Origin of the sequence: Neptuniibacter sp. QD48_11, assembly GCF_047778095.1 — a bacterium.
GTDB lineage: Bacteria > Pseudomonadota > Gammaproteobacteria > Pseudomonadales > Balneatricaceae > Neptuniibacter.
On sequence record NZ_CP180551.1, the window covers coordinates 1466327 to 1485581 of the forward strand.

A 19255-nucleotide genomic window follows, 5' to 3' on the forward strand; every position below is an offset into this window, starting at 1 on the left:
ACGTAAAATACGCGTCCTCTGTGTGGGTCGTTAGCTCAGTCGGTAGAGCAGTTGGCTTTTAACCAATTGGTCATAGGTTCGAATCCTATACGACCCACCACCACTTTAAAACTCCAGCCTTCGAGCTGGTTTTTTTATGTCTGAAATTCGGCGGAAAACGGTAAGAAACAGCTAAATGCAGCTTGAATCAGCCGAACCCAGCCGAACCCAGCCGAACCCAGCCGAACCCAGCCGAACCCAGCTGAACCCAGCTGAACCCAGCTGAACCCAGCTGAACCCAGCTGAACCTAGCTGAACCTAGCCGCTTTTATGCTATACTACGTCCCCTAATTTTTATCTGGGTGATCCTCAGGTAATAAAGCTACCTAGGTGAGCAGGTAGTCGATCAGTACAACTTATGAGTATTACGTCACATGTTGAGCCAACAGGATATTTCAGATCGCATCCTCGTGCAGGAGCACTTCGCTAAAGAACACTTGCCTCTAGATATGACTATGGAGCAGGTTGAAGAGTATAAGCAGAAGATTAAAAAACTGCTAAAAGAGAAAGATGCTTGTCTGGTAGCGCATTATTACACCTCAGCAGTTCTGCAGCAGCTAGCAGATGAAACAGGTGGCTGTGTATCTGACTCTTTAGAGATGGCGCGTTTTGGTAATGCTCATTCTGCTAGCACGTTGGTTGTTGCTGGTGTTAAGTTTATGGGCGAAACGGCTAAGATCCTTACGCCGGAAAAGCGCGTAATTATGCCAACAATTGAAGCGACTTGCTCTCTTGATATTGGTTGTCCAATCGAAGAGTTCTCCGCATTCTGTGATGCTCATCCAGACCACGAAGTGGTTGTTTATGCCAATACTTCTGCCGCTGTAAAAGCGCGTGCCGATTGGGTGGTGACTTCCAGCATTGCACTACAAGTTGTTGAGCACTTAGCGGATCAAGGTAAAAAGATTATCTGGGCGCCAGATAAGCACCTAGGCACTTACGTACAGCGTCAAACAGGTATTGAGATGCTGATGTGGGATGGCGCTTGTATCGTACACGAAGAGTTTAAAGCGCAGGGTATTCTAGACCTTAAAAAGGTTTACCCTGATGCAGCGGTGCTGGTTCACCCAGAATCACCAGATTCAGTCGTAGAGATTGCGGATGCGGTCGGTTCTACCACGCAAATTATCAATGCTGCACGTGATCTGCCAAATGAGCAGTTTATTGTTGCGACGGATAAAGCGATCTTCTATAAGATGCAACAAGCAGCGCCAGGTAAACAGTTTATTGAAGCGCCTACTGGCGGTTCTGGCGCAACTTGCCGTAGCTGTGCTCACTGTCCTTGGATGGCGATGAACGGTCTAGAGAGCGTGCTTCACGCACTAGAAACAGGGCAAGATGAGATCCACGTCGATGAATCCCTAATCGTCGATGCTCGCAAGCCCTTACAGCGAATGCTCGATTTCTCGGCAGAGCTGAATAAGTAAATTTGAAACCCGCGAAAGCGGGTTTTTTATTGCCAATAGATGTTGTTTCAGTTGCCGTGTAGGTGTCTTAAATCAATAATCCAACTTCAAAGATTCCCTAATCTCTTTCGCATCTTCCTGCCTTTGCTCTAACCTAGCGCGTTCAGTGCTGCTAATTGTTGGTTCACGCAAAGCATAATCGATCTGCCTTAGGGCTCTATCCACATTGGCAGTTAGCAGGAAGTATTCAACGCGGGCTTCGTGTACGCCGACAATATCGCCAGCCAATCCGTAGGCTTCTGCCAGCAGGTACCATGCGCGGCTGTCATTAGAATCTTTCTCGACCAGATCTTCATAAGCTTGTACCGCAAGGTGCGGTTGGTTTAGCTTGATTTGCGTATCGGCGTATATAAACGACACTGCTTGGCTGCCCGGGAATAGGTTTCTAAGATGTTGCAGTTGCTTCGCGGCCTCTCGGTAGTTCTCTTTACCGAGTTCAAGTTCTGCTTTGATTAAACGAGCGCTTAGGCGGCTTTTAAAGCTTTTGCTAAAGCGGTTGATGTTCTTTTGCGCAAGCTCAAAGTCTTTAACCGCTATCGCAGTATGGGCAATAGCGTATCTTAAGCTGTCGTTGTCCTGCTGTTTTTGCGTGTTTAGGTATTTCTCTAACAGCTGTTTTTGATCTTTAGCGTATCCGGTACGAATACGTGCGCTAGCGATATTAAAGTGGATGCTGTTTTCTTTGGCATTAATCACATTGATTGTTTCAGCACGGTTTAGTGCGTCAGATACACGTGATTGGGTCACTGGGTGAGTTAGCAAAAATTCTGGCGGTATACGGCTAAAGCGCGCTTGTTGCTGCAGTTGGCGGAACATATCGGCCATAGATTTTGGATCGTAGCCTGCTTGAGTCAGGGTTTGCATGCCTATGTAATCGGCTTCACGTTCATTCTGGCGGCTAAAAGAGAGGCGTGAAGAGGCGGAGGCTGCCATCGATGATTGCATGCCGACAACGCCTGCTTCAGGATCTGCTGCCGCTAATAAGATGCTGCCTAATAAACTGGCAATGAAGAAAGGCTTGTTGCGGCGTTGTTCTTCTAGTTGTGAAGCAAAATGGCGTTGGCTTAAGTGAGCTAGCTCATGTGCGAGTACTGAGGCTAACTGCGCTTCATTTTGTGCTGTAAGGAGTAGACCGGTGTGAACACCGATAATGCCACCTGGTGCTGCAAAGGCGTTAACGGTAGGATTATCCAGAACCAAAATTTCTAAGCGGCGATCCGTGAGTTGACTATATGTGACTAAATTCCAAGTGAGTTCTTCGACATATTGGCTTACAACTGCATCTTTATATAAGCGTGAGCTGCCGCGAAGCATGCGCACCCAAGCGCGACCCAAAAGGTATTCTTGTTGCTGAGAGATAATGCTGTAACCACTGCCACCGATATCGGGTAGTTGGGTATCTGCTTTCAGGCTTAAGGGTGAAACACTTAACAAGATTGTTAAGAGGAAAGCAATAAGTCCATTGTGCATACTGGTATCCGAAAAAGCCCGTGCTAATACAAACAAGAATGGTATATAGTGCTGAACTTAATTGATAACGACAACAAAAATTACGTTAAGAAAAGTTAATGACTACACATTCGTTCGACGAGACATTAGACGCGTCTGGATTAAATTGTCCTTTGCCGCTCCTGAAAGCTAAACAAGCGCTTAATAAATTGGAAGCGGGTAAAGTGTTAAAAGTTATCGCTACTGATAGTGGTTCTATCAGAGATTTTAAAGCCTATGCCGATCAATCTGACCATGAATTGTTGGAATCGTTCACTGATCAGGAACCTTATGTTTATCTGATTCGTCGAGGCTAAGCAGGGTTTCTTATGCGCAAGATATTTAGTAAATGGATAGAGCGCTACTTTTCGGACGAAGAGGCGTTGTTGCTCTTTGTTTTGTTAGGCGCTGCATTGCTGGTGATCCTGACCTTAGGTCAGGCTTTGGCGCCGGTTTTTGCGGGTATTATCCTAGCATTTTTGATGCAGGGTGGGGTTAATCGCTTAAAGCAGTTGAATGTTCCGCACCTACTTTCGGTCATACTGGTATTTTTGGCTTTTGTCGGTGGTTTGGCTGCGCTGTTCTTGATTGTTATGCCGTTGGCATGGCGTCAGGCGGTCAATCTGTTTAATGAGCTCCCCGGCATTTTATCGGAAATCCAGTCGGTATTACTTCTATTACCGCAGAAGTACCCAGAGTTTATATCGGAGGCTCGCATTTTAGAGCTGATCGACCTTGCTGCTGCTGAACTGTCGCAGATGGGACAGTTGGTGGTGACCTTCTCTTTAAACTCGATTACCGGGGTGATGGCGTTACTGATCTATCTAGTGTTGGTGCCTATTTTAGTCTTCTTCTTCCTTAAGGATGGGGCAGTAATGACTAAGTGGTGGGTATCATTTTTGCCTGAAAAGCGCGATATGATGACCAGCGTTTGGACTGAAATGGATGATCAGATTGCTAACTATATCCGCGGTAAAGCTATAGAGATTATCGTAGTAGGTACTGTGACCTATATTACCTTTATCTTCTTAGGTATTAACTATGCGGCGCTATTGGGTATTTTGGTCGGATTATCTGTACTGATCCCATATATTGGTGCAGCACTGGTAACGATTCCAGTAGCGTTGATTGCTTTCTTCCAGTGGGGCTGGAGTAGTGAATTTATGACCCTGATGGTAGCGTACGGCATTATTCAAGCGTTGGATGGTAACGCACTTGTTCCGTTGTTATTCTCTGAGGCGGTAAACCTGCATCCGGTTGCGATTATCGTAGCGGTATTGGTATTTGGCGGACTTTGGGGATTCTGGGGATTGTTCTTCGCGATTCCGCTAGCAACTTTGATCAAGGCTATTTTGAGCTCTTGGCCTAAGGCGAAACAGCATCCTGTAGAATTAGAAGAAAGCGGTGTTTAAACACCGCTTTTTTTGTATCTGTTATTCTGATTTATAGTGCTTGAGCCGCAGCGAGTACTTCGTCGACATGACCTTTAACTTTTACAGTACGCCACTCCTGTCGTAATACGCCTTCAGCATCAATCAAGAATGTAGAGCGGTCGATACCCATGTACTCGCGACCATAGTTCTTTTTCAGCTTGATTACGTCAAATAGTTTACACAGTTCTTCATCTGGATCGCTGATCAGCTCGAATGGAAACTCTTGTTTTGCTTTGAAGTTTTCATGAGCGCGCATGCCGTCACGAGAAACGCCGAAAATCACAGTATTTGCTGCTTCAAACTGATCAATAGCGTCGCGGAAATTCTGCCCTTCGGTTGTGCAGCCAGGTGTACTGTCTTTAGGGTAGAAATAGATAACAATGTTTTTGCCCTTCAGTGCATCCAGTTCAACAGTCTGCTCGCTAGTGGCTTGAGCGGTAAAAGATGGGACTTTTTGATCAATAGCAACGTTGCTCATAGTAAATCCTTAGTGATGATGGCTACTCAACAAAGTATAAAATCGTATAGAATACGTCTCTTAATACGATACCAGATATGGTTTAGATTATAAGTGATCTATTACACGAGTAATTGGCAATCTTTTGTGAGTGAAAGTAGAAATATTCCTTCTTAGCCCTCTATTTGGATCGACCTAAGGAAAAATTGAATCTTTTCAGCCGCCTAGGGTCGATTAGTCAAGTTTTAAGGTTGTAATACGCACTAGGGCAGAGTAGTTTTGTCCTTTGCAAAACCTGATATAAATCTCATGGAGAAAAAAATGATTACTGGCAGCATTGTTGCTCTTGTTACCCCTATGCTTTCTAACGGAGACGTCGATTGGGATTCCCTAGACAAACTGGTAGATTGGCATCTGGATAAGGGCACTGATTCCATCGTCGCTGTGGGCACTACGGGTGAGTCCGCTACACTAAACTGCGATGAGCATTGCCAAGTGATTAAACGTGTAGTTGATCGTGTTGCAGGCCGCATCCCAGTGATTGCAGGCACAGGTGCAAACTCAACTTCCGAAGCAATCGAACTAACTGCTGAAGCTAAAAATGCGGGTGCAGATGCGTGTTTGCTTGTGACGCCTTACTACAACAAGCCGACTCAAGAAGGTTTGTACCAGCATTACAAAGCGATTGCTGAAGCAGTAGATATCCCGCAGATCCTTTACAACGTGCCGGGTCGTACTGCTTGTGATATGCAGACTGAAACTGTGCTTCGCCTTGCTGAGATCAGCAACATTGTGGGTGTTAAAGAAGCAACAGGTGACGTGCCTCGCGGTATCGATCTAATTTCGAAAGCGCCAGAGGACTTTGCTGTGTACTCTGGTGATGATGCTACTGCAGTAGAGCTAATGCTCGAGGGTGGTAAAGGTAACATCTCTGTAACTGCAAATGTTGCACCTGCTGAGATGGCTGAAATGTGTGCTTTGGCGATGTCTGGTAAAGCAGAAGAAGCGCGTACGCTAAATAACAGCCTAATGCCACTTCACGAAAAACTGTTTGTTGAAGCGAACCCAATTCCGGTTAAATGGGCGCTAGCTGAAATGGGCTACATGGGGCTAGGTATTCGTTTGCCTCTAACTGTACTAGCAGAAGAGTGTCACGAGACTGTTCGTGAAGCGATGCGTAGCACTAACATTATCTAAGCGACTATATTCATGAAGAAAATTGTATCTGTATCAGTGGTTACTGGAGCGCTGCTTTCTGGCTGCAGTATGTTGGATGATAACCCGATCTACGGTGACAACGGCATAGTGCGTGACCGTAGTCAGGATTATGAATTGGCGCAAACGAGCCAACGCCTAGAGATGCCAGGACATCTAAAAGCGAAGCAGACAGCAGATACATTGGCTATTCCTGAAATTAGTAATGTAGCGACGACGCGTACGGGGGGCTTCGATGTTCCTCGTCCTGAGTTCTTTTACGCTGAAGCAGGTAGTGAATCTGTTAACCTGAAACGTGAAAACGGTGAAAAACTTATCATTGTTGATGAAGGTATTACCAGTGTTTGGGTGAAACTGCAGGAGTTTTGGCAGTTTAATGGTGTTGATATAGTCAAGTCTGATCCACGTCAGGGTCGTATGGAAACTCAATGGATCCATCACGACGCTAAAGAATTTGGTTTCGTCGATACCTGGGTTAAGCGTTTAACCTTCCAAGATATCCCTGGTGATGCTAAAGATAAATTGCGAGTTAGCTTAAGACCTGTGGCAGGTGATCCTTCTCGAACTACTATCGGTATGGAACATGTTCGGTTTGCGGCTGAGGAAGAGGTAACAAACATTGATTGGGCTACTCAAGCTCAGGGAGTTACCTTCAAGTCTGATATGATGTTTGAGATGCTGCGTTACTTAGGTAAAGCGTCTGGTCAACGAAATGCTCAAACACTTATTGCTTTCAACGAAAAACGTCGTGTAGGTACTCAACTAGGTCGTGATTCCCGTGGTAATCCTGTTCTGAAGATGAACACGGATGCTTCTACTGCTTGGAATGAGATCAGCGTAGCGGTGGACAAAGCGGATATGGATGTAGGTACTCGTGATTCAGATACGGGTTACTTCTATATGACCTATACAACTTCTACACCGTTTGAAAATGTTGAAGAACAAGGTTTCTTTGAGTGGCTTCACTCTGATCGAGGTGATATTAAACTCGATACGAGTGCTATCTCTGAGGCGTTGGGTATCAACACTGAAGAACAGGGTGGTATAAGTTATACAACAGGTAAAACTGCTGCTTATCTTCAAGGTGTGAAAGAGGGTGAAGCGAAAGATTCCCTAACTGACCCAGAAGATGAAGGTAACAAAAAAGGTTATAAGATCTGGTTCGCTGGCAAACCTATCTACGTCTTCGGTGGTGAAGATTCTGGTATCTACAATGAATCTACTGGTAAGTATGAGCACACCGGTCAGTATCAGTTGAAACTTATCAGAACTCGTGCAGGTGTATTCTTAAGTGTATTAACCTCTCAAGGGTTGTCGGCTCCATCTATTGTGGCTGAAGAAATTCTTTGGGAAATTAAAGAGAATTTACCGAAAGCATAAAAGATGGTGTTGCGAGCAATATCATCTTATTAAGAAGGGCCGCAAGGCCCTTTTTTTGTGGTTTTTTATATCAGTAGGAGTGATTTATGCGTGCTGTAGTTTTGGATTTAAAAGGGCTGGAAACGATAGATCTTTCTCCTATCGAAAAGAGTGTTTCAGAATTGGTCTGCTATGAATTAACTCGGTCAGATCAGGTGCTTGAACGAGTTAAGGGTGCAGATATATTAATTACCAATAAAACTGCGATTACGGCTGATGTAATGGATGCTGCTGAGCAGCTTAAATATATCTGTGTGCTTGCAACAGGCACGAATGTGGTTGATAAGGTTGCGGCTGCTGAGCGAGATATCCCAGTGTCTAATTGTGTTGCTTATGGGGTCAGCTCTGTTGTGCAGCATGTATGGTCAATGATTTTAGCTTTGCACACTAATTTGGTTTCTTACGCTAACGATGTACAAAAAGGTCAGTGGCAGCGTTCTGACCAGTTCTGTTTTCTGGATTATCCGATTGTAGAACTTGAAGGTAAGACGCTTGGTATTATTGGTTACGGAAACCTAGGGCAGGGCGTAGCGAGTGTAGCGTCTGCTTTTGGAATGAAGGTATTGGTGGCACAAAGCTTGAGCAGTAACGGTCAAAATCCAGATAGAGTAAGTTTGGATGAGTTGATTGAGACATCGGATGTGATCAGCCTGCATTGTCCATTAACAGATGATACGGAAAATTTATTTGATCGTTGCACCTTCAAGCAGATGAAAAACACGGCGTTTTTAGTTAATTCGGCTCGAGGTGGAATAGTGAATGAGAAGGATCTTGCGGATGCGCTAAAGTCTGCTGAAATCGCGGGCGCAGCAACGGATGTACTCACTGTAGAACCGCCAAAAGATGGTAACCCTTTGTTAGATCCGTCTATACCTAATCTATTGGTGACGCCGCATATCGCTTGGGGAACGCTAGAAGCTCGTACCCGCATTATTCAGCAAACAGCAGACAATATTCAGGCGTTCTTACGAGGTGAGCACGCTAATCCTGTTTAATTCTTGAGATGCTTAGAATGGGCAGGGTGAGAAAAATTCGACCTGCTCATCAGTATCTGGGTGTGGAAAGGCTAAGTACTCTGCATGAAGAAGTAGTCGCTCTGAAGCGGCTATGCCTTCTTCGGTTGCGTAGAAGCGATCGCCAACGATCGGATGACCCATGGCTTGCATGTGTACCCTAAGTTGGTGCGAGCGGCCAGTGATTGGTTTTAGTGCGACTCTTGTACCTAGCGACTCTTTCGAAAGTTGTTCCCACTCAGTATGAGCGCTTTTGCCTTGCTCAAAATCTACGATCTGCAATGGACGATTTTCCCAATCGCATCGAAGAGGTAGCTTTACTTCACCCGCTGTTTCACTTGGCTCTCCACAGATAATCGCTTGGTAGCGTTTACTGGTCAGCCTCTCTTGAAAACTGCGACTGAGGTGACGTTGTGCTTCAAGGGTTAGGGCTAATACCATCAAGCCAGATGTGGCGTAATCCAAACGGTGAACGACCCGTGCTGTGGGGAATTGTTCTTGTGCTCTGCGCCATAAGCAATCTTGTTTATCTTCCCCTCGACCGGGAACAGATAGCATGTCATAAGGTTTATTAGCTATGACTAGTGAGTCATCGCTATAAATGATTTCAATCACGCGGTTTTCCGTTCGAATAAGACCATGGATTCAACATGGGACGTGTGAGGGAACATATCCATGACACAGAAGCGGCTTGCTACATAGCCTTGCTCAATCAATTCGGCTCCATCTCTCGATAGGGCGGCAGGGTTGCAAGATACATAAAGAATCATCTCTGGCTGGTGATTCTTAAGCTGCTTAATTATCTCTAAGGCGCCCGTTCTTGGAGGGTCTAGTAGGATTTTATTGAAGCCTTGTTTGTACCATGGCATAGCTCGTAGATCTTTGCTTAGATCAGCTCGATAAAATTCACAGTTGTCTAGATCATTATTAGCTGCATTTGTATTAGCGCGGGCAACCATATCTTCAACACCTTCAATGCCAACAACATGCGCTGCTGTTTTCGCTAACGGGAGACTGAAGTTACCTATGCCACAAAAGAGATCTAATACTCTGTCGTTAGCTTCTAAGTTAAGCCAAGAGATCGCACGATCAATCATCTGTTGGTTGACTTGGTTGTTTACCTGAATAAAGTCGCCCGGCTCAAATTCGATGTCTGTAGCGGTTGGCTGATGTTTATAGCTTAAAACTGCTTTATCACAATAGGCTTCTATCTTATCGCCGTGATCAAAATAGAGCTTAAAATTCTGTTGTTCAGCTAGATTGTTTAATGCTTGGCAAAGTGCATCGCTAGGGCGTTTTTTAACACGAAGTGTTAATGCGCCCTGGTTGTCCCCTAGGGTTAATTCGCCATGTGTGATCTCTTTAAATTGTTCTTCTGCTTCCAATACTTGTGGTAGCGCCGACAAGATCTTATCTAGGGGTTCCGCGAGGACAGGGCAGTGATCGATTTGGGTTAGTTTGCTACTACCACGGCGCCTAAAGCCAACTAGTGCACTGCCATTTCGCATCATCTGGTTAATGCCTATGCGACAGCTACGGCGATAGTTCCATTCTGTACTTGTAATGGGCTCTTCAACTTTTTCAGGCGTAAATTTACCTAAACGATTGAGTTGATCTAAAACCAATGTTTGTTTGGTTGGGATTTGGTGTTCGTGTGCTAGATGTTGTAGATCGCAACCGCCACAAGTACCGAAATGCTCGCACTTCGGTGATGTGCGTTGTGACGATTCAGTTAGCACTTGAGTGCAGTTGGCTTCATCATAGCGACGATGTTTGCTAGTAATTTCGTATTCAACTTCTTCATTTGGAAGCGCGCCAGCTACAAATATGGTTTTACCATTATGTTTGGCGATACCTCGGCCTTCATGGCTCAGTCCTTCAATCTTCAGAATTTCAGGGTAAGGCGTAGCTGCCTTAGGTTTCTTTTTCTGAGGAATGGGTTTGGCAAAAAGGCTTTGTTTACGTTTCATGATGAGTACCGGTTTAAGAAGGCGGCGATTCTATCAGAAAGCGACCTGCACGTCCTATGACTTGTAGGAAAGTGATCTAGTCCCTGTGTCGATCGATATTTGTTAGATAAGAAAGATCGGTATGCACAGCCAAAGATAGATCAATAATTCGTTTACTTGCTGACAGCAGCCTAAGCAATCACCATTATAGCCGTCGATCCAATGTTTGAAGAAATGGATCATGCAGGCGGTAGCGATAATAGTTGGGGCTAAAACGCTAAGATAGCTGAGTGGTAAAAAGATAAAACATGCGGCAGCTGGCAGTGTGGCAATAAGCAGATCTATCTTACTCAAGGGGCTTAGCATCTGTTTGGATTTGCTAGTCTCTTCATCACTAACGTATTTTTCACGATAGATGATGATTAGCGGGAATAAACGACTGAGGCAGTGGCCTAATACAATGATGGCAATGGTGTGCTGAACCTCTAGTAGAGCGTTGAATTTAAGTAATAAAGCAACGACTAAGCCAATAACACCGTAGCTGCCAACTCTAGAGTCTTTCATGATGCGAAGGATCTGTTCTTTATCCCAGCCTCCTCCAAAGCCGTCACAGCAATCGGCTAAGCCATCTTCATGGAGTGCTCCAGTCATCCAAATACTGGATAACATCGATAGAATTACAGCTATGCTATCTGTGAAAATAAAACTAGAAAGCCAATAGATCAGAGCGGCGTAAAATCCAATTAAAAGGCCTACCCATGGCAAGTACTTAGTCGATTTTGCTTGTGTTTCTTTTGTGTAATGCACCCAGGATGGAGAAGTGAATCGGGTAAAATAGGTTAGGGCATTAAAAAAAAGATGTAGCTGCTCGGGGTAAGATTTCATTAAACTTGGGGCCTGAGAAAAAGAGTCCATACTTTAGTAATTCCTTTAACTAAGGACAAGGTTTAAACGACTGATGATCGAAGAACACAAGTTTGCTCCCTTTGTTCGTATTTTGGGCAAAGGTAAAAATGGTACAAGATCGCTTAGCCGCGAAGAGGCTGAAGCTGCAATGGCCATGATTCTGGATGGAGAGGTAACGCCTGAACAGCTCGGAGCCTTTTTGATGTTGCTGCGAGTAAAGGAGGAGGCGCCTGAGGAGCTTGCTGGCTTTGCTGATGCCGTTCGTAGTCGTTATTCGGTTGGTCGTGAAATACAAGTCGATCTTGATTGGTCGACTTATGCAGGTAAAAAGAGACGCCACACTTGGTATCTGCTGGTTGCTCTATGCCTAGCGAGCCATGGTTATCGTGTTTTTATGCATGGTTCAAAAGGTCACACACCGGGGCGTATCTATGTAGAAGATATGTTGAGTTTGTTTAACTTAAATCCCAGTCAGGATTGGTCTGAGGCCGAGGCTGAATTAGACCGAGTTAACTTTGCGTATATGTCTGTGGATCAGTTTTGCCCTCCACTAGGGGAAATTATTCAGCTGCGACCAATTCTTGGACTGCGTTCGCCGGTTCATACCTTATGTCGCATGCTTAATCCTGCTGATGCGCCAGCAAGTATCGATGGCGTTTTCCATCCCGCTTATGGCCCTATGCATCAAAAAACCGCCCAGCTCTTAGGTGTTAAACGCAACGTTACTATGCGTGGTGATGGTGGTGAGGCCGAGATTAGACCTGATGCAGAGTGTTTGCTGCAGTGGTCAGACAGCGGTGAGTTAACGGAATACGACTGGCCTCGTATCGTTGAAAAACGCTTTATCAAAGAGGATGAGCTTCCTGCGCAAACCTTATTAGATGTTTGGAAAGGCGCAGGTGAGCATGAATACGGCCATAAGACGATCATCTCTACTATGGCTGTAGTTTTAAGGTTGTTAGGCGAGTCAGCAGAAATGCCTGAGCTACTGGAAAAAGCAGAGCAACTTTGGCAGAGCCGGAATATTTCTCAATTTTCTTGATTGAGTAGCTTCGCCGGTTAATCTCGGCGAAGCTTATCTGAAACAGCGATCGGTGATGGGAAGTTGAAGATCACAACATAACTGGATAACAAGAAGGTTAAGATCGCAGTTGCCTGAATAACATGAGAGGCTTCTTCGCCAATCATCATACTTCCCGCCGCGATATAAGCTATCAACAGCGAAAACTCACTTATCTGCCCCAAACGGAACCCTACTTCCCATCCGAGTTGCTTGGATTCACTAATACGGCTTAGTAAAAAGCGGAAAACTACTGGCTTAATCGCAAGGACCAAAATTGCCAGAATAATTGCTGGAATCGCAATCGTACTCACTAAGGTTAGATTAAAGCTTGCTCCAATTGAGAAGAAAAATAGGATCAAGAAAAAGTCACGTAGTGGCTTTAGGCTTGTAGCGATGTATTGAGCAATTGGGCTGGTGGCGATGGATACGCCAGCTACAAAAGCGCCTATCTCTGCAGATAGACCTGCCAAATGTGCCATCTCAGCTAAGCCAAGGCACCAGCCGATCGCAAGAAGAAAGATATATTCATGAAAGCGATCAAATTTCTGGATCAGTTTTAGTAAAACGTATTTTACAAAGACAAATGCGCCAATGATCAAGAGAGGTAATGCGGCGAGCGTTGTAGCAAATTGAGCCATAGTATCGCTACTTGTGCCACCATCTGTGCCGCTGTATAGGAACAATAAGACCATAATCGCAATAACGTCTTGTAGAAGCAGGAGGCCTACGACGAGTTCACCGGTATGGCGGTGGTGAAGTACAGTTGTGGGTAACAGCTTGATGCCTATGATCGTACTCGAAAACATCACAGCGGCGCCGATGATTAGGTTTTCTGTTTGGGTGTAACCGAAGGCGTATCCCACGCTGTAGCCGAGCGCAAAGAATATCAGTGAGCTTCCTATGGCGACCAAGGTGGCTTTACGTAACATCTGCAATAGATGTGAGGGCTGCATATCTAGGCCAAGAAGAAATAGCAGGAAGATGATGCCGACGTGGGATATATCAGATAGCAGTTTAGTATCAGTCACCATGCTCATGCCGTATGGGCCTAAAATGGCTCCCAAAACGATATAGGCTACGAGTAAAGGCTGGCGAGTGTAGAGTGCCAAAGACGCCACAATGGCAGCACCCGTAAAAATTAAGAAGAACGAAAAAACCAGTGACTGATCAGCCATTTACATATCTCTAAAAGTGGTTTTTAAACTATAGCAAGATGGAACAGCGTGGTTCAAACAATCAAGCTGCTTGGGAGGTTAAATTTTGACTTTTTGCCAATGCTGTTGAGACCAGATGCGGATAAAGATTACTGAAGAAAGCAATCGATGAACAATCTGTACAATCCAGATGCCTAACAATCCGAAGCCTAAAATAGGTCCAAATAGCCAAGCTAGCGGTAAAAAGAAGCACCACTGCCCAAATGTAGATATAAGTAAAACTGAGCGATTGGCACCAACGCCGAGTAGCGCTTGGGTTAATACAATTGCAGCAGCATCTAAACAGATTGCTAGCGCAGTTAGTTGTAAGGGCAGTACAGCGATATCGATCAGTTGCTCTGATTGTAAAAACGCAGAAAGAACTGCTTCAGGAAAGATTACAAGTGGAATGCTTAGTAGGCTGATGCAAACCAGCGCCGTGACAATCACATCCCATCCCCAGCGAGCTGCTTCTTGATAGTTATCTTCACCAATTGAATGGCTCACAAGCGAAGTGCATGCAACGCCAAAACCTACCGCAGGAAGGATTAAGAAAAGAGAGAGGTTAATCAGTACATGTGCGATCGCTTGTTCGCTGGTGCCCAGCTGACCAATGATCCAGATAAGAATGCAAATAGCCAAAGCCAAAAAGAACTGTTGTATTGAATGAGGGATTGCGAGCTTGATCACTCTATAGATTGAGGATGCTTGCTGAGTGCTGAATTTAAATAACCCGTTAGTTTTGGCGTCCTTGTAGACCATTACAGCGTTTAATAGAGCGCCTATATACAATGCTATAGCGGTGCCTAAGCCTGCTCCTGGTGCCCCAAGTCTTGGTAAGCCCAGTTCACCAAATATTAAACAGTAACTAATAATCACGTTCAGTAGATGAGTGGCTATCAGAACTTTGAAGTAGGTCGCAGGCCGCTTGGTGCCGTTCCACCAACCACGGAAAGAGAGGTTGAGCCCAATAGCAAGCATGGCTGCAGTTCTGTAATCAAAATAGGCTTCAGAGATATCTTGTACCGCTGAATCATCAGTCATCAGGGAAACAATGGAGCCTGAGTAATAGATCAATACACAACTGACAGGGAGTGCAAAAATAAGTGAGATCAATAGCCCCCAGTGAACGGGGGAGGCGGCATGATCGTTCTGACCTTCGCCTTGATGACGGGCCACTAGGGTCTGTACTCCAGAAGACAAGCCAAGAATAAGGCTGATTGCCACGAAATTGGCATAACCTCCTATGCCTACGCCGGCGAGAGAGGCCTCACCAAGCTGACCGACAAGTACGGCATCTACAAGGTTTAGTAGGCTTTGGGAAAGCATTCCCGCGATAATCGGCAGCCCTAAACCTATTATTATTTTTTGTCGGTTGAAGAATGTCATAGGGGTCAAAATAGGAAAAAAGCAATTCTATCAGATTATCTCTGAAATAAGGTCTATCCCTATCTGGAAAAATAGGTTTAAGGCCTTATATCTAATAGAAGTGCCAAATATAGTGGCAGCATTGTGCCATGGTGCGATAGAATTTTTCACCTATTGTTTAATAGTTGAGCAATTTACTCGGATTTAATTTGAGTGTATCCTAGAGTCTAAGAATTGATTGGTTCAACATACAGGACACCGTATGAATATCACCGTCACAGAAACGGCAGAAGAATATTTAAAAGAGCTACTTTCTAAACAAGATGTTGAGGGCATGGCTGTGCGCATGTTCGTTACACAGCCAGGTACATCTTACGCAGAAACTTGTCTAGCTTATTGTCGTCCAGATGAAGTTATCGAAGATGATGAAATTCTGGAGCTAACACAGCTACGTTTCTACATTGAAAAGAACAGTGTTCCTTATCTAGATGAAGCGCATGTGGATTTTGCAAAAGATCGTATGGGTGGGCAGCTAACGATCAAGGCGCCAAATGCGAAAGTGCCTAAAGTATCACCTGATAGCCCAATTTCAGAGCAGATTAACTACATTCTGTATTCAGAGATCAATCCAGGTTTGGCTTCCCATGGTGGTGAAGTAAAACTGATGGAAGTGGTTGAAGAAGAGGAAGGCAATATTGCAGTACTGCAATTCGGCGGAGGTTGTCAGGGCTGCAGCGCTGTTGATATGACATTAAAAGATGGTGTAGAAAAAACACTAGTCGAACGTATCGAAACCTTAGTTGGAGTGCGTGATATCACAGACCACAGTGTCCGTGATAAAGCCTACTACAAGTAAGCTCGAGCATATGAAAGTAAAAAGGGGAATTTATTCCCCTTTTTTGATTGTCTCCATAAAGGGATACTGCTATAAAATTTAGTATCCCGGTTCTCTTACCTCGATATATTCCCAACGCGTTGTTTTTTTGTATCTAATTGGTTGCATTTGAAATTTTGACCCCCATGTAACCCTAAGACACGCTTTTTTAGAATTTCTCCGCAGTACATCGCGGACTGGTTGATGAGGCTTTTGCTCATGACACAACATGACGACATTCAGGAACAACTAATCGAATTGCCAGTACTCCCACTGAGGGATGTGGTGGTATATCCGCATATGGTTATCCCATTATTCGTAGGAAGGGAAAAATCAATCGAAGCCCTAGAAGCTGCAATGTCTGGGGAAAAAGAAATTCTGCTTGTTGCACAGAAAAATGCATCGGATGATGAGCCTTTGGCGGAAGACCTATTTGAAGTAGGTACCGTTGCAAGCGTGCTGCAAATGCTTAAATTGCCTGATGGTACCGTAAAGGTGCTAGTGGAAGGTGATTATCGTGCAACCATTAGTAAGCTTAGTGAAGATGAAGGCTTCTTTACTGCTCAAGCAAATATGCTCGCAATTGAAGAGCTAACCGAAGCTGAAAGTGAGCTATACAAGCGTACAGTCTTGGAGCAATTTGAACGCTTTGTTCAAGTAAATAAGAAAATCCCATCTGAAGTACTTTCTTCCCTCCAGAATATCGACGATGTAGGGCGTTTGGCAGATACCATTGCTGCACATATGTCGCTTAAGTTGGAAGAGAAGCAACAGATTCTAGAGATGCTTAGTAATAAAGAGCGCTTAGAGCATCTGATGGCGTTGATGGAATCTGAAATTGACCTGGTTGAAGTGGAAAAACGTATCCGCGGCCGCGTTAAGAAACAGATGGAGAAGAGTCAGCGCGAGTACTATCTGAATGAACAGATGAAAGCTATCCAAAAAGAGTTAGGTGATCTGGACGAGTCGGGCACTAACGATATGGATGAGCTGAAAAATCGAATTGCTGAAGCGAAAATGCCGCAAGAAGCTTTCGATAAAACCATGAGTGAATACAACAAGTTGAAGATGATGTCGCCAATGTCGGCTGAAGCAACAGTTGTTCGTGGTTACATTGATTGGATGATCCAGATCCCTTGGGCTAAGCGCTCTAAAGTTCGCCACGATATGAAGCGAGCAGAGAAGGTACTTAACCAAGATCACTTCGGTCTTGAAGAAGTTAAAGACCGTATTCTGGAATACTTAGCGGTTCAGAAGCGAGTTAAAAAGCTTAAAGGTCCGATCCTTTGTTTGGTTGGTCCTCCAGGTGTCGGTAAAACATCTCTAGGACGTTCTATTGCCCGTGCTACGAATCGTGAATATGTACGTATGGCGCTAGGTGGCGTGCGTGACGAAGCAGAGATTCGTGGTCACCGTCGTACTTATATCGGCTCTATGCCGGGTAAATTACTGCAGAAGATGTCGAAAGTAGGTGTGAAAAACCCACTGTTCTTGTTGGATGAGATCGACAAGATGGGGATGGACCAGCGTGGTGATCCGGCTTCGGCTCTCCTTGAAGTATTAGACCCAGAACAAAACAACAGCTTTAACGATCACTACCTAGAAGTAGATTACGATCTTTCTGATGTGATGTTCGTATGTACGTCAAACTCTATGAATATTCCTGGTCCTCTATTGGATCGTATGGAGATCATTCGTATCCCGGGTTATACCGAAGATGAAAAGCTGAATATCGCTAGAAATTATCTTATCGAGAAGCAGTTTAAAAATAATGGCCTGAAAAAAGGTGAAGTGGAGATAAAGGATAGTGCCATTACTGGTTTGATCCGTTACTATACCCGCGAAGCCGGTGTGCGAGGACTTGAGCGAGAAATCGCTAAGCTTTGTCGTAAGGTTGTTAAAGAGCTGGCTCTGGCGGATAAAAAAGATCTGCCGGTAGTGATTGATGAAGATCAGCTAGAGCATTACAGCGGTGTTCGTAAGCATAACTTTGGTATCGCCGAAGAGCAGGATCAGGTTGGCCTTGTAACAGGCTTGGCTTGGACTCAGGTAGGTGGCGATATCCTAAGTATCGAAACAGCAGTGGTGCCTGGTAAAGGCCGCCAGGTAACTACAGGTAGCTTAGGGGATGTGATGAAAGAATCCATCCAAGCTGCTCTGACTGTTGTAAGAAATCGTGCTGAAGCCCTTGGTATTGCGCCTGACTTCCATGAGAAGCAAGACGTTCATATTCACGTTCCAGAAGGTGCTACACCAAAAGATGGCCCAAGTGCGGGTATTGGAATGTGTACGGCTTTAGTATCGGTTTTAACCAATATTCCGGTTAAGGCTGACGTAGCAATGACAGGTGAAATTACCCTTAGAGGGCAGGTTTTACCTATCGGTGGATTGAAAGAAAAACTACTCGCTGCACACCGTGGGGGAATTAAAACGGTCATTATTCCAAAGGAAAATGAGCGCGATTTAAAGGAAATTCCCGACAATATCAAAGCAGATATCGATATTAAGGCGGTTAAATGGATTGATGAAGTGCTGGACATCGCACTTAAGTATCAACCAAAACCTGTAGAGAAAAGCGAGAAAGAAGTAGTGGCAGCAAAGGAAAAAGCGACAAAAGCTGAGCCGGAGCAAATAAAGCCACATTAGTATTCATCAGGGGTAGAAAGGTGTTCTAGGTGTCTTGACACCCCTTTCTGCACCTTGGTATAAATGCCTGACCATCTTGCTGGGCATGGATAACGGAACAATTAAAAATAACGATCTATTTAAAGGGGAACAACGTGAATAAGTCTGAACTGATCGACGCTATCGCAGCTTCAGCCGACATTCCTAAAGCAGCTGCGGGTCGCGCGCTGGATGCTACACTGGAAGCGGTTACTGGTGCACTTCAAAACGGTGATTCTGTTGCACTTGTAGGTTTCGGTACATTTTCTGTGAAAGAGCGTGCTGCTCGTACGGGCCGTAACCCACAGACAGGCAAGCCAATTGAAATTGCTGCCGCTACACTGCCAACTTTCAAGCCTGGTAAGGCTCTGAAAGACGCAGTAAACAAGTAAGATCTGATCGCGTCACGATCTTACTTAGGGGAGGTAGCTCATTAGTTTAGTGAGTTACCCAGCCTGAAGCGCTGATAAAGTTCTTCAGGTGCGGGTTAAAGACCCGCAAAAGGAGCGGTAGTTCAGTTGGTTAGAATACCTGCCTGTCACGCAGGGGGTCGCGGGTTCGAGTCCCGTCCGTTCCGCCAAATTTGTTTAACAGACGATCTCTGTTCTACATAGAATGACGAGCTATATGATATTAGCGAGTCAGGTACAAAATTCTTGAAAGGCGCATTTGAAAGAATGCGCCTTTTTTATGTGTTAAAGATATTGC

Annotated in this window: 17 protein-coding genes and 2 tRNA genes; 12 read left to right on the forward strand and 7 right to left on the reverse strand. The window is 44.8% G+C overall.

Going from position 1 to position 19255, the window contains the following annotated elements; all coding sequences use genetic code 11:
- Positions 1–24: 24 nt before the first annotated feature.
- Positions 25–100: transfer RNA gene (locus tag ACMXYU_RS06660), tRNA-Lys, on the forward strand.
- A gap of 313 nt (positions 101–413) precedes the next feature.
- Complete coding sequence (nadA, locus tag ACMXYU_RS06665) at positions 414–1466, forward strand: quinolinate synthase NadA (RefSeq protein WP_415885027.1); 1053 nt, start codon at positions 414–416, stop codon at positions 1464–1466.
- A 72-nt stretch (positions 1467–1538) separates the two neighbouring features.
- Here the strand turns inward: nadA and ACMXYU_RS06670 are convergent, their stop codons facing one another.
- Positions 1539–2975, reverse strand: coding sequence for a M48 family metalloprotease (locus ACMXYU_RS06670; protein ID WP_415900816.1), 1437 nt, complete (start codon positions 2973–2975; stop codon positions 1539–1541).
- Positions 2976–3073: 98 nt separating this feature from the next.
- Between ACMXYU_RS06670 and ACMXYU_RS06675 the strand changes: the two genes are divergently transcribed.
- Both ACMXYU_RS06675 and ACMXYU_RS06680 read left to right on the forward strand, forming a co-directional pair.
- On the forward strand, positions 3074–3310 hold the full coding sequence (locus ACMXYU_RS06675) for a sulfurtransferase TusA family protein (RefSeq protein ID WP_415891701.1): 237 nt from the start codon (positions 3074–3076) through the stop codon (positions 3308–3310).
- 12 nt (positions 3311–3322) lie between these two features.
- Positions 3323–4405, forward strand: a complete 1083-nt coding sequence (locus ACMXYU_RS06680; RefSeq protein ID WP_415900817.1) for an AI-2E family transporter — start codon at positions 3323–3325, stop codon at positions 4403–4405.
- Between the two features lie 31 nt (positions 4406–4436).
- Here the strand turns inward: ACMXYU_RS06680 and ACMXYU_RS06685 are convergent, their stop codons facing one another.
- Positions 4437–4904 (reverse strand): peroxiredoxin, encoded by a 468-nt coding sequence (locus tag ACMXYU_RS06685; protein WP_415884277.1) that lies wholly within the window; start codon positions 4902–4904, stop codon positions 4437–4439.
- A gap of 300 nt (positions 4905–5204) precedes the next feature.
- Between ACMXYU_RS06685 and dapA the strand changes: the two genes are divergently transcribed.
- The 3 genes from dapA to ACMXYU_RS06700 all read left to right on the forward strand — a co-directional run bounded on the left by dapA (position 5205) and on the right by ACMXYU_RS06700 (position 8512).
- Positions 5205–6080, forward strand: coding sequence for a 4-hydroxy-tetrahydrodipicolinate synthase (gene dapA / locus ACMXYU_RS06690; protein WP_415900819.1), 876 nt, complete (start codon positions 5205–5207; stop codon positions 6078–6080).
- Between the two features lie 12 nt (positions 6081–6092).
- Positions 6093–7478 (forward strand): outer membrane protein assembly factor BamC, encoded by a 1386-nt coding sequence (gene bamC / locus ACMXYU_RS06695; RefSeq protein WP_415900820.1) that lies wholly within the window; start codon positions 6093–6095, stop codon positions 7476–7478.
- Between the two features lie 86 nt (positions 7479–7564).
- Positions 7565–8512 carry a D-2-hydroxyacid dehydrogenase gene (locus tag ACMXYU_RS06700; RefSeq protein ID WP_415900822.1) on the forward strand — a complete coding sequence of 316 codons (948 nt, stop codon included), beginning with the start codon at positions 7565–7567 and terminating at the stop codon, positions 8510–8512.
- A gap of 12 nt (positions 8513–8524) precedes the next feature.
- Here the strand turns inward: ACMXYU_RS06700 and ACMXYU_RS06705 are convergent, their stop codons facing one another.
- The 3 genes from ACMXYU_RS06705 to ACMXYU_RS06715 all read right to left on the reverse strand — a co-directional run bounded on the left by ACMXYU_RS06705 (position 8525) and on the right by ACMXYU_RS06715 (position 11394).
- A complete protein-coding gene (locus ACMXYU_RS06705) occupies positions 8525–9145 on the reverse strand; it encodes a pseudouridine synthase (RefSeq protein ID WP_415900824.1) in 621 nt (206 codons plus the stop codon).
- The gene (gene rlmD / locus ACMXYU_RS06710; RefSeq protein WP_415900826.1) at positions 9142–10500 is read right to left on the reverse strand and encodes a 23S rRNA (uracil(1939)-C(5))-methyltransferase RlmD; all 1359 of its coding nucleotides are present in this window, start codon (positions 10498–10500) and stop codon (positions 9142–9144) included. The genes ACMXYU_RS06705 and rlmD overlap by 4 nt, the downstream gene beginning before the upstream one ends.
- Before the next feature lie 102 nt (positions 10501–10602).
- Positions 10603–11394, reverse strand: a complete 792-nt coding sequence (locus ACMXYU_RS06715) for an adenosylcobinamide-GDP ribazoletransferase (RefSeq protein WP_415900828.1) — start codon at positions 11392–11394, stop codon at positions 10603–10605.
- Positions 11395–11437: 43 nt separating this feature from the next.
- On the opposite strand from ACMXYU_RS06715, the gene ACMXYU_RS06720 reads away from it, so the two are divergent.
- On the forward strand, positions 11438–12427 hold the full coding sequence (locus ACMXYU_RS06720; protein WP_415900830.1) for a glycosyl transferase family protein: 990 nt from the start codon (positions 11438–11440) through the stop codon (positions 12425–12427).
- Positions 12428–12444: 17 nt separating this feature from the next.
- Here ACMXYU_RS06720 and ACMXYU_RS06725 read toward each other — a convergent pair whose 3' ends face one another.
- A complete protein-coding gene (locus ACMXYU_RS06725; RefSeq protein WP_415900832.1) occupies positions 12445–13623 on the reverse strand; it encodes a cation:proton antiporter in 1179 nt (392 codons plus the stop codon).
- Positions 13624–13701: 78 nt separating this feature from the next.
- A complete protein-coding gene (locus ACMXYU_RS06730; protein WP_415900834.1) occupies positions 13702–15030 on the reverse strand; it encodes an MATE family efflux transporter in 1329 nt (442 codons plus the stop codon).
- Positions 15031–15271: 241 nt separating this feature from the next.
- Here ACMXYU_RS06730 and nfuA point away from each other — a divergent pair, with 241 nt between their 5' ends.
- From nfuA to ACMXYU_RS06750, 4 genes are all read left to right on the forward strand, one after another.
- Positions 15272–15865, forward strand: a complete 594-nt coding sequence (gene nfuA / locus ACMXYU_RS06735; protein WP_415900836.1) for a Fe-S biogenesis protein NfuA — start codon at positions 15272–15274, stop codon at positions 15863–15865.
- A 237-nt stretch (positions 15866–16102) separates the two neighbouring features.
- Entirely contained in the window at positions 16103–18529 is a 2427-nt protein-coding gene (gene lon / locus ACMXYU_RS06740) for an endopeptidase La (protein ID WP_415900837.1), read from the forward strand.
- Positions 18530–18663: 134 nt separating this feature from the next.
- On the forward strand, positions 18664–18939 hold the full coding sequence (locus ACMXYU_RS06745) for an HU family DNA-binding protein (protein ID WP_007020114.1): 276 nt from the start codon (positions 18664–18666) through the stop codon (positions 18937–18939).
- Positions 18940–19050: 111 nt separating this feature from the next.
- Positions 19051–19127: transfer RNA gene (locus ACMXYU_RS06750), tRNA-Asp, on the forward strand.
- Positions 19128–19255: the final 128 nt, after the last annotated feature.

Bases quoted from the DNA above. Each gene is read 5' to 3' on its own strand.
- ACMXYU_RS06680 (WP_415900817.1), top strand. From the start codon at position 3,323: ATGCGCAAGATATTTAGTAAATGGATAGAGCGCTACTTTTCGGACGAA.
- bamC (WP_415900820.1), top strand. From the start codon at position 6,093: ATGAAGAAAATTGTATCTGTATCAGTGGTTACTGGAGCGCTGCTTTCT.
- rlmD (WP_415900826.1), bottom strand. From the start codon at position 10,500: ATGAAACGTAAACAAAGCCTTTTTGCCAAACCCATTCCTCAGAAAAAG.
- ACMXYU_RS06720 (WP_415900830.1), top strand. From the start codon at position 11,438: ATGATCGAAGAACACAAGTTTGCTCCCTTTGTTCGTATTTTGGGCAAA.
- lon (WP_415900837.1), top strand. From the start codon at position 16,103: ATGACACAACATGACGACATTCAGGAACAACTAATCGAATTGCCAGTA.
- ACMXYU_RS06670 (WP_415900816.1), bottom strand. From the start codon at position 2,975: ATGCACAATGGACTTATTGCTTTCCTCTTAACAATCTTGTTAAGTGTT.
- ACMXYU_RS06725 (WP_415900832.1), bottom strand. From the start codon at position 13,623: ATGGCTGATCAGTCACTGGTTTTTTCGTTCTTCTTAATTTTTACGGGT.
- ACMXYU_RS06675 (WP_415891701.1), top strand. From the start codon at position 3,074: ATGACTACACATTCGTTCGACGAGACATTAGACGCGTCTGGATTAAAT.
- ACMXYU_RS06715 (WP_415900828.1), bottom strand. From the start codon at position 11,394: ATGGACTCTTTTTCTCAGGCCCCAAGTTTAATGAAATCTTACCCCGAG.
- ACMXYU_RS06685 (WP_415884277.1), bottom strand. From the start codon at position 4,904: ATGAGCAACGTTGCTATTGATCAAAAAGTCCCATCTTTTACCGCTCAA.
- nfuA (WP_415900836.1), top strand. From the start codon at position 15,272: ATGAATATCACCGTCACAGAAACGGCAGAAGAATATTTAAAAGAGCTA.
- ACMXYU_RS06700 (WP_415900822.1), top strand. From the start codon at position 7,565: ATGCGTGCTGTAGTTTTGGATTTAAAAGGGCTGGAAACGATAGATCTT.
- nadA (WP_415885027.1), top strand. From the start codon at position 414: ATGTTGAGCCAACAGGATATTTCAGATCGCATCCTCGTGCAGGAGCAC.
- ACMXYU_RS06730 (WP_415900834.1), bottom strand. From the start codon at position 15,030: ATGACATTCTTCAACCGACAAAAAATAATAATAGGTTTAGGGCTGCCG.
- dapA (WP_415900819.1), top strand. From the start codon at position 5,205: ATGATTACTGGCAGCATTGTTGCTCTTGTTACCCCTATGCTTTCTAAC.